This window comes from Pseudopedobacter sp., assembly GCF_040392825.1.
GTDB lineage: Bacteria > Bacteroidota > Bacteroidia > Sphingobacteriales > Sphingobacteriaceae > Pseudopedobacter.
The window spans coordinates 1-15,261 of sequence record NZ_JBEBVH010000081.1; the positions used below are offsets into that span (position 1 = coordinate 1).

The 15,261-nt window shown below is 35.2% G+C and carries 9 protein-coding genes; 1 reads left to right on the top strand and 8 read right to left on the bottom strand.

Annotation, left to right across the window (positions count from 1 at the left end):
• Positions 1-4,297, top strand: a 4,297-nt coding sequence (locus tag ABWO41_RS07740) for a translocation/assembly module TamB domain-containing protein (protein WP_353135966.1), incomplete at its 5' end; no start/stop codon positions are given.
• 47 nt (positions 4,298-4,344) lie between these two features.
• Here ABWO41_RS07740 and ABWO41_RS07745 read toward each other — a convergent pair.
• From ABWO41_RS07745 to ABWO41_RS07780, 8 genes are all read right to left on the bottom strand, one after another.
• On the bottom strand, positions 4,345-6,030 hold the full coding sequence (locus ABWO41_RS07745) for an RluA family pseudouridine synthase (RefSeq protein WP_353135969.1): 1,686 nt from the start codon (positions 6,028-6,030) through the stop codon (positions 4,345-4,347).
• 121 nt (positions 6,031-6,151) lie between these two features.
• Positions 6,152-8,086 (bottom strand): response regulator, encoded by a 1,935-nt coding sequence (locus tag ABWO41_RS07750; protein ID WP_353135972.1) that lies wholly within the window; start codon positions 8,084-8,086, stop codon positions 6,152-6,154.
• A complete protein-coding gene (locus tag ABWO41_RS07755) occupies positions 8,079-8,651 on the bottom strand; it encodes a chemotaxis protein CheB (RefSeq protein WP_353135975.1) in 573 nt (190 codons plus the stop codon). The genes ABWO41_RS07750 and ABWO41_RS07755 overlap by 8 nt, the downstream gene beginning before the upstream one ends.
• A gap of 70 nt (positions 8,652-8,721) precedes the next feature.
• Positions 8,722-9,543: a CheR family methyltransferase gene (locus ABWO41_RS07760; protein WP_353135978.1), complete on the bottom strand. Its 822-nt coding sequence runs from the start codon at positions 9,541-9,543 to the stop codon at positions 8,722-8,724.
• A gap of 12 nt (positions 9,544-9,555) precedes the next feature.
• Positions 9,556-12,999 carry a response regulator gene (locus tag ABWO41_RS07765; protein ID WP_353135981.1) on the bottom strand — a complete coding sequence of 1,148 codons (3,444 nt, stop codon included), beginning with the start codon at positions 12,997-12,999 and terminating at the stop codon, positions 9,556-9,558.
• Positions 13,000-13,062: 63 nt separating this feature from the next.
• The gene (gene gldC / locus ABWO41_RS07770; RefSeq protein ID WP_353135984.1) at positions 13,063-13,407 is read right to left on the bottom strand and encodes a gliding motility protein GldC; all 345 of its coding nucleotides are present in this window, start codon (positions 13,405-13,407) and stop codon (positions 13,063-13,065) included.
• Positions 13,404-13,598: a hypothetical protein gene (locus ABWO41_RS07775; protein WP_353135987.1), complete on the bottom strand. Its 195-nt coding sequence runs from the start codon at positions 13,596-13,598 to the stop codon at positions 13,404-13,406. The genes gldC and ABWO41_RS07775 overlap by 4 nt, the downstream gene beginning before the upstream one ends.
• Before the next feature lie 74 nt (positions 13,599-13,672).
• Complete coding sequence (locus ABWO41_RS07780; protein ID WP_353135990.1) at positions 13,673-15,010, bottom strand: DEAD/DEAH box helicase; 1,338 nt, start codon at positions 15,008-15,010, stop codon at positions 13,673-13,675.
• Between the last annotated feature and the right edge of the window lie 251 nt (positions 15,011-15,261).

Below are 15,261 nucleotides of genomic sequence, written 5' to 3' on the forward strand. Positions count from 1 at the left end.
ATCTTTAGTGCTGGAAGGTTTTTTAATAGAAGACCTGGAGAAAGATACTTTGTTACAGGCTCCTTTGTTAAGCGTTGATATCAGATACTTCGCTCCTATTTCTGAACGAAAGATTGACATCGACTTTATATCGCTGAAAGACGGAAAATTATTCTTCAAAGAGTACAAAGATTCTACCACCAACCTTAGCTTTATTATCAATTATTTTAGTTCAGGATCTGTTGATACATTAAAAAAAGGAGGAAAACCTTTCGATATTAATTTTGATAAGATCAAACTCGAAAATCTTGATTTAAAATACATCAATTATTATTCTACCGATGTCTATCCTAGTGGAGTAAATTATGATAATGTACACCTGAAAAATTTCAGTACCGAGATTTCGGGTTTAGATACTAAAACCCATCTTTTAAAGGCGCAAATCAATAACCTAACGTTTAAAGAAAAGAGTGGTTTTTATTTAAAGAATTTAACTGCACTTACTGTTGTAGACAATAACCATATTACTTTAAATAATCTGCTATTAGAAACTCCAAATACAACTTTACGGGATTTCTATAGTATGAAATTCGATAGTTTTAGAGATTTTAAAAATTTCACTAAAAAAATTCGGGTAGAAGGCCATTTCAAAAATACTAAAATATGGTCTGAGGATATTGCTTTTTTTGCTCCTGACATTAAAGGTATGAACTTCTCTATCGAAGCAGATGGTTTGGTAAAAGGTCTGGTTAATAATCTGAAAGCCAAATCGCTCACTATCAAAGCTGGTAAAAGCACTTACATTAAAGGTGATTTCGATATTAAGGGTCTTCCTGATTGGAAGAATACTTTTATGGATTTACGCTTTGACCAGATTGCTACAGATAAAAAGGATATGGAATTCGTTTTAGGTAAATTAACCTTTAACGATATCAACAAATTCCCTGAAGTATTCGACAAGTTTGGACATATCAACTTTAAAGGAAAGTACGTTGGCTTCCATAATGATTTTATTGCTTATGGCGAGTTTAAAACTAAATTAGGTTTGGTTAAATCTGATGTAAACATGAAGTTTACTCCCAATGGCGAAGCTGTTTACACTGGAAAAGTAGAGGGTTTAGATTTTAACATTGGAGAACTTTTAAACGAAGAGAGTATAAAGCGAACAAGTTTTACCGCTAATATTAAAGGAAAAAATTTTGACACCAATACGCTTTCTGAAGAGTTTGATGCCAAAATAAAATACTTTGACTTTAATGGTTACAGATATAGCAATATTGATATTAAAGGAGGCCTGGACAAACTTCTCTTCAATGGAATTATTACGGTTAATGACAAGAATATAAAGCTGAACTTTAACGGAATAGCAAATTTCAATACTGAATTGCCGGTGTTTAATTTTGATGCGAATATCAGATCTGCCAATTTGCATAAATTAAACCTTAGTAAAGACACTATACAAATAGATACTGATTTTAAGACAAACTTTTCTGGTTACAATTTAGATAATATACAGGGTAAGCTTGCACTAAATAATATTAAAACAACTACAAAAGACACCTCTTTCGTTATCAATACTGTAGATTTAACAGCCGAAGGAATTGGAAAAGAAAGACTTTTGGCTTTAACGTCGGATATTGGAGATGCCAGTATTAGAGGACAGTACGATTTAGCCACTCTACCATCCGCTTTTAAAACAGTAATTAAGAAATATATTCCAAAGGCCCAATTCAAGACTGTAATTCCTAAAAATCAGAACTTTGATTTTACTGTAGATCTGAAAAATTTCAACCATCTGTCAAGTATTTTCTTTCCCGAACTTAAAATTCCGGATCGGGGTGTTTTTAACGGAAAGTTCGATTCCGAAAAAAACTTTGTCAGCCTCAACGCTTTTGCTAAAACAGTTTCGTATAATAATATCATTTTCAGCAATGTAATTATCGACCAGATTACTACCGATAAGTCTTTTGAGACTACGGTTACTTTAGATAAGATTGAGCTGGAAAACAACAACATGTTTGTAAAGAATATTGTTCTTCAAAACACATTAAAGAGCGATAGCTTAACATTCAACATTAAATTATCCGATAAAGATGCTGTTAACCAGCTCGACTTATACGGTTTGGTAGAGTTTGGTAGCGACACCCTCGCTAAATTAAGCTTATTGCCTTCAGATCTGATTATCGAAAATGATGTCTGGAAAATTCAGGATAAGGTAAAATTCAAATTTGAAGAAAAAAGAACAATCATCGAAAACTTCGAACTTTCGAATAAACAGCAGATTTTAGCCATAAATGGCGCTATCTCTTCTTCAAAAGACGATTTACTGGAAATTGTAACAGAGAATTTCCGCTTGTCTTCTTTAAGCCAGCTCACAAAAGGATTAGGTGTAGAACTTTCTGGTATTATGAACGGCTCTGCCAATTTATCAGCGATTTTAGGCGAACCCGATATTAATGCCGATTTAAGTATAGATTCTTTAAAATATAACGAAACGGATATTGGGAAAATGCTGGTAAACGCTCAATTCGATAATCAACAGAATAATATTCAGATAAAGTCTACTATAGAAAAGAATAAAAAGCGAACTGCAGATATAGCCGGTATTGTTGATTTTAAAAAAGATGCGGAAAACCTTAATCTGGATGTAAATCTCAATGGCACCGAGATAATTATATTTGAACCATTTGTGAATGAACTGGTTTCTGATCTAAAAGGTCAGATATCTTCTACGCTAAAAGTAACAGGTCCGTTCAGTAAACCTCAGATTAACGGAAATGTAAATCTAATAAATGCTGGCTTTACTGTAAATTACCTAAAAACGCCTTACATTATAAATGATGACGTCACTTTTAATAACAGCATTATCAATCTGGACAATCTTATTCTGTCTGATAAATACAACAATACTGCAATAGCAAACGGAACTGTAGACTTAACCGATGCCTCTAATCCGAATATTCAAGCGACTATAAAAGCTACTAACTTTTTAGCTTTAAATACTACAGCAAAAGACAATCCTTTATATTACGGGAGTGCTTTCGCAACAGGAACCTTTACTTTCGAAGGCCCAACAGACGCAATGGACATAAATATTAAAGCCAGAACCGAAGAAGGTACCGTATTTACTATTCCGTTCAATGCCGCAGCTACCATTGGTGAAAATGATTTTATAACTTATGTAGCAAAAGACACTTCTGTCTTTACTCCTGTTAGAGAAAACTTCTTTAAAGGATTAACTATGGAGTTCGAACTTACAGTTGGACACAGCTCTGTAGCCAACCTGATTACCGATGTCGGGAATATTTACGGACGCGGAGATGGACTCTTACGTTTACGGATTACCTCTTTAGGGGATTTTGAAATGTTTGGTGATTATATTATTGATGATGGTAAATTTGACTTTACATCTAATAACGTGATTAACAAAACCTTTGAAATTAAAAAGGGAGGAACCATTCGCTGGACAGGAAACCCGAGCGAAGCAACTATTAACCTGAGTGCTGCTTATTCAACCCGGGCCAATCTCTTACCCTTATATCAGGCAGCCGGCAGAACATTATCTGACGACCGGAGAAATGAACGGGTTCTGGCTGAAGCTGAAATGATTTTAAATGGATCGCTACTAAATCCGGACATTAATTTCGGATTGGAATTTCCTAACAACACGGGTATTAAAACAGAATTACAGGGTTATTTAGATAACGAAGACAACGAATCACAACAAGTTATTAACCTTGTTGTAAGGAATAATTTCAATGGCAGCTCCGGCGCTGGAATTGGCTTTACCAATAGTGATCTTTTAGGTTCTGGTTTAGAACTGGCTTTTAGTAAACTAAATAATATCATCTCCCAATCTTTAAATATCAAGAATTTAGATATTAACGTAAGGTCTCAGAGCGAAATCGGAGGAAGCTATAGCTTCTTTGATAATCGCTTAAAAATCAGCGGGAACTTTGTAAACAACAAGTACAATGTCGACAATATGCTGGACAACAACATATTAAACTCCAGTTTTACAGATCTCACCCGCGATTTAGAGATGACTTATAACATCAACAGAGATGGTACTTTTGTTGCTAAAGTTTTTCAGAGACCTACCAATAGAGATTTCTTCAACCTTAACAGAGATATTTATGTAAACGGATTTGGTCTTGTATTCACACAGGAATACGATACTTTTGCTGAGTTCATCAGAAATATTTTTGCCAAAAGAAGACAGCAGCAACAAGGTCCTGTAAACACTCCTACTAATAACAACAAACCAAAAGGCAATACAAACACCAGGCCTATAGCTGCTCCAATCAAACCTGATTAGGATTAGAAATGAGGTAAAACAGGAGATTTGGGAGAGGTAAGACTCTACTAAAAATCTGCTTCTACGTTAATACTCATAGTCTTTTGCAAAACAGGATGGTAAAACTGTATCCACTCTGCATGTAAGTGCAAACGATTTGCTTTTACACCATAGATATCGTCTCCTGCAATTGGGCAATTCAAACCTAATTTATGTGCTGAATGAACCCTCAACTGATGAGTTCTTCCTGTTATTGGCCAGAAATGAACACGGGTTTGCCCATTCCGATTTTCCAAAACTCTCCATTTGGTTTTAGCGGGTTTACCGTATTCATAGCACACCATTTGTCGTGGTCTGTCTTCCAAATCTACACGCAACGGTAAATCAATAATCCCTTCGCTGACTTCGATTAAACCGTCTAAAAGAGCTACATAGCGCTTTTGAACTGTACGTTTTATAAACTGGCTTTGCAATTGGGTGTAAATATCCTTAGACTTCGCAATCAGCATTATTCCAGAAGTAGACATATCCAGTCTATGAACGATTAAAGGTCCGGTAGCCTCGGGAAATTTTGCCCGCATACGTTCGTAAACAGAATCAGTAATGTTAATTCCGGGAACAGAAAGGAATTCCGCTGGTTTATTGATCACGCAAAGATATTCGTCATCATAAACTATCTCAACTTGTTTACCTTCTGCCGGATTTTGTAACATCGGATTCTCATCTACCTTCATACCAACCAGCATATGGTTAAGAATAGGCTCACATTTCCCTCTGCAAGCCGGATAAAAATTCTTATGTCTTCTTATTTCCGAAACAGGCGACTGTCCCCACCAAAACTCTGCCATGGCAATAGGTTTCAAATCGTTTAGAAATGCATATTGCAAAAGCTTTGGTGCTGCGCATTCGCCCGCACCGGCCGGAGGAAATATTCCCAAATCCTCATTAAATATATGAGACAAGCTTTTTTGCTTTTTATCAATATTCAAAAAGGTATATTGTTCGAATATACGTTGCTGTAAAGCAGCAGACTTTTCTTTTCTAAGTTCCTTTAATTGGTTTATTTCGCTTTCATAAGCAACCAGATCTTTTTCGACTTCCTCTTTTTGTATTTTTAAAGCATCTAGTTTAAGTTTAGCAAAATATTGCTGTTTCAGACTCTCTTCTTTTAACCGTTCGCATAAATTGTTATATTCAGATTGATTTAAAGTTGCCTGGGCGGACTCTCTTTGATGTTTTCGCTGCTTTTTACCTTCTTTCAATTTTTGCTTCTCAGTATCTGTTGCTATCAGGATTTCAGCAATCTTGTTTGTTGTCGATTCTATTAAATCTTTATAGAATCTGTTTCCTTCTAACTGTTCCAGCCTTCTGTTTATTTCGTTGAGTTCTTTTTCGCCTTCTATAAAAAAGCTGCCTTCCTCTAACAAATCAAATACTGGTGGAACGAATTTAGGATGATGATTTGCTCCTGCTAATTTACCGGAAAAGGCAGAGATATACCCTAAATTTCCCTGAGTATCTTTAACTACCAGAACACCAAACATTTTCCCAATAATTAACCCTTCCTGATTTGGATCCAATCCAAAATTGTGTATCCAGTCTTTCTGATTCTCCAAATGTTGCTGTAATTCTTCAGCAGCAATAATACATAACGGATGGGGTTCATAATAAAAGGGATAATTGAATTTCTCGGGTAGCGGGATATCTGATACTGATTGCGAAAACTTTGTAAAAAAAGAAAAATCAGAGCGCATGTTTATATGAGGTCGAAAGTTTAGAGTTAAAAATTGAAAGTATAAACAGGTTTCCGTTACCGATTAAAATCATTTAAATAATTATCGAATTAAATTAAAGCTTTCAAATTCATCGATATTATTACGCATTCACATTTTGCTTATTATGATTAAGAACTATCGTATGTATAAGTCGGTGAAGATCTTGCGGAATAAATGGTTTTGTTAATACGTAGTTCATACCCGCTTCCAGAGCTGCATTTTTTTCGTCTTCCAGAACCGCCGCCGACATAGAAATAATGGCAATATCTTTCTTATCTTCTGCAAATTCTTTTCTGATGTACCTGGTCGTATCATACCCTCCAAGCTTCGGCATATAGGTATCCATCAGAATAAAATCATAACTATTTTGCTTTAATTTTTCTATTGCCTCTACTCCGTCCTGTACAAGATCTACCTCTATATTCCAATTTTTAAGAAATTTTGCCACAATAAACTGATTAATTTGGTTATCTTCTGCTACAAGCGCTCTCACACCCATGAATGGAGTTAATTCTTCCTGATTTGCTTTGGGTGATATATAATTCTCTATTGCCTTAAATGTCAACTCGAACCAGAAAACAGAGCCCTTTCCAAATTCGCTGCTAAATCCAATTTCTCCGTTTTGTAATTCAACCAATTTTTTGACTATTCCCAAACCAAGGCCTGTTCCTCCATATTTCAACGACGTATCGTCTTCTGCCTGTTCATACGATTCAAATATTTTTTCCTGTCGTTCTGGCTGAATACCAATTCCGGTATCTTTAATTTCAAACTTAACAGTTATATCATCACCTTCAGACGATGTTTGATTAGCACATAAACTCACATATCCCTTTTCGGTAAATTTAATCGCATTGCTCATCAAATTCATTAAAATCTGATTGAGCCTCAAGGGGTCTGTCTCGATATATTTGGGTAGCCTCGGATCAATCTCCAGATTCAGATCTAATAATTTCTCAGTTGCTTTAGCCTTCATTAATTCGATGGAAGATTTCAGCACATGATAGATATTAACCTCTTTCTTTACCAGAATAAATTTCCCTGCATCTATCTTAGATAAATCCAGAATATCATTTACCACACCTAACAAAGACTGGGAAGAATCTTCCAGCAACTTAACCATTTGCGCCTGAGAGTCTTCGAGATTAGTCTGTTTCAATAAATTTGCAATACCTATAATGCCATTTAACGGTGTTCTCAGTTCGTGACTCATATTGGCCAAAAACGTTTCTTTTACATTTCGGGCCTGTATAGCATCTTCTTTTGAATGGATTAATTGCTCTTCATATTGCTTTTGTAAAGTATGATTACTGATACTGAAGAAGTATTTTTTCTTACTGGCGGTAACTCTGCATTCGGTCCATACGAAATCTCCTTCCTTATTTAATAGTTGAAACTCAAATGTCCTTTCCCTCTCCTGATCTATTTTTATGAGTTCTTCTCTAAAATCTTCAAGTTTGTCTTTAGGGACTAATGCATATACAGGCCTTTCCAACAGTTCTTCTTTCTTAAAACCAAGAATCTTTTCTACTGCTGGGTTTATTTCTTCTATCAGTTTATTGTTCTCATCTATAACACAAATGATGTCAGCCGAATTGGCTATCATAACAGCATAGCGCTCTAATGCAGCATTCTTACTTTTAATTTCCAGCTGGGCTTTTGCCAGTCTGATAAAAGAGTCTACCTTAGCTATCGTAATAATTGGATCTAATGGCTTATACAGGTAATCCATTGCCCCTGTGGAAAGCCCTTTTACAGCGTATTTGGATTCTTTAGAAATAGCTGTGACAAAAAGTATAAGAATATCCCGGGTTCTGGGATGGGACTTTAACATCTCTGCTAATGTAAAACCATCAATATTAGGCATCTGCACATCAATAAGTGCTAAACAAATGTTGTTATCCCAGGCTAATTTAAGAGCTTCGTTAGGCGATGTTGTTGAAATAATTTTGATATCATCCCTTTGTATAAGTGCTTCCAGCGCAATAATATTTTCTTCTTTATCGTCTACTATCAGTACATTCATCCTATCCATTACTATTTAATGTAAAAAGGTATTCTTTTATTTGTTCTATATTTAAAATGTAGGTCTGTGCCTGTTGTTCCAGTGCGGCACCCGGCATTGCCTGAAACTTGGCTTCTTCCAAATCCTGTAAAATTGTTATTCCTCCTGCTTCTTTAATGGCAAGCAGTCCATCAGCTCCGTCTCTGTTAGCTCCTGAAAGTAAAATAGCCAATATTTTTCCTCCATAAACATCTACCGCACTTTCGAATGTAATGTCTATACTAGGTCTGGAATACCATAACGTTTCGGATTTATCCAAAGCAAATATTCTTTCCTTTTCAATCAACACATGATAATCGGGCGGGCTTAAATAAGCTATTCCCGGTTCAATCGTTTCCTTATCGGTAATCTCTTTTATTTTCACATCCCACTGCTCACTCAATAGCTTATCTAAATCGTATTGTGTACTGTATTTCCTGTGCAATATAATTAGCACGGGAAATTTAAAGCCTTTGGGTAAACTTTTAACAATGTCCAAAATGGGCAAAAATGCCCCTGCCGATCCGCCTATAATTATCAATTGTATGTCTTTCATCTGTTTATTCTTTAGCGTCAGATGTCCTGTTTGGTATACCCACTAAACTATCCAGGAATATTTATTTATTTCATATCTTTTGATAAACATTTTCATGTATATCCACTATTCTTAATCTTGATCTGATTGCCGATGATCTGATGGACTCTTTAGATCCCAGGATTAAAAACCCCAATGGACACAAACTGTCTATCAGCAAGTTTAACACCCTGTCCTGAAGCTCTTGCTGAAAATAAATTAACACATTTCTACAGGAAACCAGCTGGAACTCATTAAACACACCATCAGAAACTAAATTATGAACAGAAAAAAGTGATCTTTTTTTAAGCTCTTCGGTTATAATCGCATTATCATACATAACCGTATAGTATTTTGAAAAAGGCCCTTTCATGTTCACTTTGTAAAAATTCTCTGAATAGGATTTCATCTTTTTCAAGGAGTATATACCTTTTTTTGCTTCGTCTAATACCTGTTGGTTAACATCAGTTCCGTAAAAGAACGACCTGTCATACAAGCCGGATTCTTTGAAAAGTATAGCAAAAGAATATAGCTCTTCTCCACTTGACACGCCCGGATGCCATACTTTTATTTGTTGAAAAGAAGATAAATATGGAATGACATTTTCGATTACACTTTTAAACAAATTAGTATCTCTGAACATTTCAGTAACGTTTACTGTAATTTCCGTTATGAGATACTGAATAAACGAATTGTTGTTAACAATCTGGCTTTTCAAATCAAAAACACTCCACTTTTTTAAATTAAGAATACGTTCTACTCTTCTTTTCAGTGAAGCCTTGCTATAGAGGGAAAAATCGAAATCGAAACGCATCTTAATCATTAAGATGATTTCATCTAATTCTTCAAATGTTAAATGTTTCAATTTAATCACAGGCAGTAATAGTTAAGATACCCAAATCTTCATGAGCGATACAAGTTGATCATTATCTATCGGTTTCGTTATATAGTCATTTGCTCCCGCTGCTATACACCTCTCTTTATCGTCTTTCATAGCTTTTGCTGTTAAAGCTATAATTGGCAACTTTTTCCATACATTATTCTGCCTGATACTCTTCATTGTTTCATAACCATCCATTCTTGGCATCATAATATCCATCAACACGATATCAACTACTTTTAGTTCATTTAATTTTTCAAGAGCTTCTACTCCGTCATTTGCAATCTCAACTTTTAATCCATATTGATCGAGGACAGCACTTATTGAAAAAATATTTCTCATATCGTCGTCTACCAACAGGACTACTTTATTTTTAAGAGCAGACTCGAGACTTTCGGTATCTTCTATAGATTTTAATCGCTTAGACGGTTCTGTTTCCTTTACTTTATGTAAGAAAAGATTCACTTCGTCTATTAATCTATCGCCAGACTTAGGTGATTTTAGCACTGTGGCATCAGAATATTTTAGTAACTGCTTTAACTTATCCTGTTCCAATTCCATCGCGGTATTAATGATTACCGGAACTTTTGCATCTTTTTTCTTAATTTGCTCCAAAAGATCCATTCCATTGATATCAGGAAGATTCAAATCCAGAATTACACAATCAAAAGACTGACTTTCTAAAGTTTCTAAAGCTTCTTTACCTGTCAGCGCCTGAACAATATCTATGTTTCTATCTTTAAACAATAACTTTAAAGCGTCACTCTGATCTTGCTGATCTTCTACTAAAAGGACTTTCTTAAATACCGAAATATTATTTTTAGTAACATGTTTTTTGAAAAGTGCATCGAGATCTTGGTATTCTAAAGGTTTTTTCAAAAAAGATATTGCACCTTCTTTGATGGCTTTTTTATCTGAAAAGTCTCCAGCAGACATCATATGTACTGGAATGTAAGCTATTTTAGGATTAGCTTTTATGTTACGCAATACCTGCCAACCATCTATACCAGGCAACATTATATCTAATAAAACAGCATCGGGCAGCAGATTTTCTATTTCCTGTTCTGCATCTTCTCCGCTATAATGCTGAATGGTTTCGAACCCACCCCTGGTAGCATAATCTTTTAATAAATCGTTGAAAACCACATCATCTTCTACGATCATTAACAATGGTTTGTTTCTTTGAGGATGATTTGTTGCGTTTTCTTCTTTTTGAAAAGATGCAATGGAAACAACCGGCAATTCTTCCTTAACCTTCAGCAATTCTGTTTCTTTATCAGATTTATCTGATGAAACGGCCCGACCGTTAATTGGTATACTTAAAGTAAATTCGCTTCCCTTTCCTATCTCACTTTTTAAAATAATCTGGCCATTCATTAACCTGGATAATTCCCTGCTAATAGATAATCCTAAACCAGTTCCACCGTATTCCCTGTTTGTAGAGCCGTCTGCCTGCTGGAATGCTTCAAAAATTATTTTTTGCTTTTCGGCTGCTATACCAATTCCTGTATCTCTTACCGAAAAGTGGAGATGGTCATCCTTTTCTTGCATAAATAGTTCTACAGTGCCTTCTTTAGAGGTAAATTTGAAGGCATTGGATAACAAGTTCTTCAGAACCTGCTCTATTCTCATCCTATCTACATAAATAATGTCTGGCAGACTACTATCTTTTGTTATAACATAATTTACGCCTTTATTCTTGGCAACTTCATCAAACAGTTGTCTTAAATCTTCTTCTAAATCTCTAACATCTAAATTCTCGGGATTAAGTTCTATAAATCCCGATTCTATTTTCGACAGATCCAGAATATCATTAATTAAAGACAATAAATCTGCTCCTGCCCTGTGGATTACATTAGCGTATTTAGTCTCGTCGTCTGATAAACGACCTCCTTTATTTTCTTTTAATATCTTGGCCAGAATAAGTATACTATTTAATGGAGTACGTAATTCATGACTCATATTTGCCAGAAATTCTGACTTATACTTACTTGCCTGTTCTAGTTCCTGCATTTTTATAGCCAAAGTATTCTTGGCATTTTCCAGCTGCAGATTATTATTTTCTAATACTCTTGCCTTTTCTTCCAGTTCGATATTAATTTGTCTTAATTCTTCCTGCTGAACCCTTAACTCTTCCTCTGAAGCTTGTAACAATTCGGTTTTAGATAGTAATTCTTCGTTACTTACTCTTAGTTCTTCCTGCTGGCTTTCTAACTCTTCTGCCTGCTGCTGTGTCTGTTCGAATAGTGTTTTTAAAGTTTCTCTGGACTCTGCTGTATTTACTGCAACACCCAGAAGTTGGGAAGAATTTAAAATAAAATCTTTGACAGCGTCTGATATTTCGTCCAAAAAGCCTATCTCCAATACTCCTTTTAACTTGCCATTATATGAAAATGGGACTAAAATACAGTGCAATGGACTTTCTTTTACCAAGCCAGAGGTAATCCCCAGATGATCTGCTAAACTTCCCTTTATAACCATTTCTCTACCGTCTCTGGCAACCTGTCCTACCCATCCATCTGACAGGTCAAAAATAGTTTTTGCGTTATCATCAAGCTTCAATGCATAACCCGATACCAGTTTTAATTGAGAACGGTTTTCCTGATCTACAATATAAATGGCTCCAACTTTTCCACCTGCATATTCCGCAATAGAAGAAACTATATTTTGAGATACTTCTAAAACAGATAAATCGCCCTGAAGTTTATTATTGAGTAAGCTTATTCCGGTTAACAACCAGTTCTTATTTTCATTTTTCTTATTTAAATCGGCTAAGGAATCATTTTTTTCAGCAATTTCTTTTCTTGCTTTTCTTTGATCTTCAAACGCCGAACTTATAGTATTAAACAAGATAAAAACAATCAGGAAAACTATAAAAGTTCCAATAACAATTACCGTTACAGATCTTGTTAATGCTTTATTTGTATTTTCCTTTCTTTGTATCAACAAATCATGCTCATACTTATTTAGTCTTTCCGATTCAGTTTTTATATTCTTCATAAAGCTCACACCTTCTTCTGCAAGCTCTTGTTCAGTTTTATCTCCCCGGTATTGATTACGTTTTAAATCCAATAAATCTTCCATAACTTTTATCTTATGAGATATCAATTGTTGAAGTTTATCTACCCTTTGATTAGATAACTGATTATCGTTGACCAATTCTTTCAGATTAGCACCTGTATCGTCTATACCATTAATTGATTGCTGATATTCCTGATAAAAAATATCGTAGCCCCGTAAAAGGTAACCTCTATGGTTTGCCTCTGCTTCTGAAATTAAAGCAATCAGCTTATTATTCTCATTAATTACCTTTTCTGTATGTAACACCCAGTCGTAGTCTTTCTCTACACCTTTTAAACTTAAGTAAGCAAAAACCTGAACGAAGGCTACCAGTATCAAAGAAACGGATATGCCTAAAAGTAACCTGCGACGAACGGCTAGATGATCCATATAAATTATTCCTTATTTTATTTTCGTATAAATCTATAAAAAAAGAGGACTATGCCCTCTTTTTTATTTATTCATTATATCCATCTTTTCGGAGAAGTGTTCACAATAGTCTTTCAAATCAGCTATAAGCTTTTCAGCCATTGGGTCACCACCTGAAGCCCTCAGGAAAGAATCTCCCATTTGCAGTAAATTCTGGCAAAAGAACACCTTCATTTCATCATAAGGCATATCTTTTGTCCATAAATCAATTCTCAGTGTGTTTTTATATCCTGGGTCCCAAAGTCCCAGCATCATAGACTTTACGGCTAAAGCGTCCTGGTTTTCTCCGTCTGTAGATTCCCATGTTATATTTTCCGGAATATTTTTATCGTCTAATTCTACTGTTAGTTTAATTTCTGCTGTTCTCATATCTTTTTAAAAATTAAAATCATCATGGCTATCAAGACTATAAAAGAAACCTGAATTAACCAAATCCATTTTGTATTTGGAACTATTCTTCTAAAAACAATGTCTGTTATAAAAAGAACAATCGCCAAAATTAAAGTATATAATGCCCGCATATAATGGTCAGATGCAATGGCCGACTCTTTATCTTCCATTATAAAAATACCTGCATAAAATATGCATATGGCGGTAACTATAGTTAGTGGGGTTATCTTTATGCTGGATAGGCTCATCTTTTTTTCTTCTTTCCAAAATTACCTTTAGAAAAGGTCTTTCCTGTTGCTTTTGCTCTCTGTGCCTTAAATTTTGCTTTTTGATTAACTGTTTTTTTCTCGTGGAAGGCTCCTTTGAAATCCGGATTGTCTTTTCTCTTCTGATTATCTATTTCTCTGGCTATGGCCTGACGTTCTTCATAAGGTGTATCTTCTATGAAAACCTTAGACGGAATGTCTTTTACCGGAATTTGCTGACGAATGAGTTTCTCTATCTTGCGGATGTAATATTCCTCTGCCGGATTACAGAAAGTTATTGCTTTTCCCTGGTTAAAAGCTCGTCCGGTTCTTCCTATACGGTGTACGTAATCTTCATATACTACCGGTACCTCAAAATTAATAACATGTGAAACAGCACTTACGTCTATACCTCTCGCGGCAACATCTGTAGCTACCAAAATTCTTACTTCATCATTTTTAAACGAATTTATGGAATTGATTCTGGTATTTTGTCCCTTATTGGCATGTAAAACCTTCACATGGTTCTCGTTAAACCGGCGTAGTAAAAAGCGGTAAACATTTTCTGCTACTGCTCTGGTTCGGCAAAAAACAATCAGCTTGGAAACATCCGGATCATCTTCTACAAAAGTTTTTAAGAGGTTGATTTTGGTTTTCTGGTTAGGTACAAAATAAAGTTCCTGTTCTACAGTCTGTGCTGGTGTGGCCTGCGGTGTAACTTCTATTTTAGTTGGCCAAAGCAGGAAATTATCAGACAAACGCTCTACTTTCTCACTCATAGTAGCAGAAAATAATAGATTCTGACGCTTTTTAGGCACAATTTCCAATACTTTATTGATCTGAGGCATAAATCCCATATCCATCATCTTATCTGCCTCGTCCAATACCAATACCTGCAATTTTTTAGTTACGATATGGCCGTCCAGATACAAATCCATAAACCTTCCCGGCGTAGCGATTAATATATCTACACCGTTTGCCATTTGTTCTGCCTGTGCTTTTGGTCCAATTCCACCAAAAACCACTAGCGAACGTAAATCTGTATATTTCGAATAAATCTTTACGTTTTCTTCTATTTGAAGCGCCAGCTCTCTTGTAGGGGCTAAAATTAATGCTCTGATGTCGTCACCCTGAGCATATTTCAGTTTCATAATTATAGGTAAAACGTAGGCTGCTGTCTTTCCGGTTCCCGTCTGGGCTATTCCAAGCACATCCTGTCCATTTAATATAGGCGGAATAGCTTTTTCCTGTATAGGTGTTGGCTGAGTGTACCCGGCCTCTTCTATTGCATTTAATATTTGTCTATTAAATTTAAAGTCTTCGAAGTTTTTAGACATAGCCACAAAGATAAATTTTTTATTTGGAGATGAGGATGAGACTGAAAACTGAAGACAAAAAGTGGCTGAATTATGATTTATCTTGTTTATGATGGTCTGTATGATTATTATAGTCTAAAACGGTATATTATACTAATGACTAGTGAACTAAATAAGGGCTGGTGAAGCTATTATTATTTATTTAAACATACCGTCTGTCTTCGTAACATAGGCATTCTACTATCTTTATAGCTAGTGATATTCTCTTACTT

Excerpts from the sequence above, each read along its gene's own strand:
- ABWO41_RS07745 (WP_353135969.1), bottom strand. The coding sequence starts at position 6,030 with ATGCGCTCTGATTTTTCTTTTTTTACAAAGTTTTCGCAATCAGTATCA.
- ABWO41_RS07750 (WP_353135972.1), bottom strand. The coding sequence starts at position 8,086 with ATGGATAGGATGAATGTACTGATAGTAGACGATAAAGAAGAAAATATT.
- ABWO41_RS07755 (WP_353135975.1), bottom strand. The coding sequence starts at position 8,651 with ATGAAAGACATACAATTGATAATTATAGGCGGATCGGCAGGGGCATTT.
- ABWO41_RS07765 (WP_353135981.1), bottom strand. The coding sequence starts at position 12,999 with ATGGATCATCTAGCCGTTCGTCGCAGGTTACTTTTAGGCATATCCGTT.
- gldC (WP_353135984.1), bottom strand. The coding sequence starts at position 13,407 with ATGAGAACAGCAGAAATTAAACTAACAGTAGAATTAGACGATAAAAAT.
- ABWO41_RS07775 (WP_353135987.1), bottom strand. The coding sequence starts at position 13,598 with ATGGAAGATAAAGAGTCGGCCATTGCATCTGACCATTATATGCGGGCA.
- ABWO41_RS07780 (WP_353135990.1), bottom strand. The coding sequence starts at position 15,010 with ATGTCTAAAAACTTCGAAGACTTTAAATTTAATAGACAAATATTAAAT.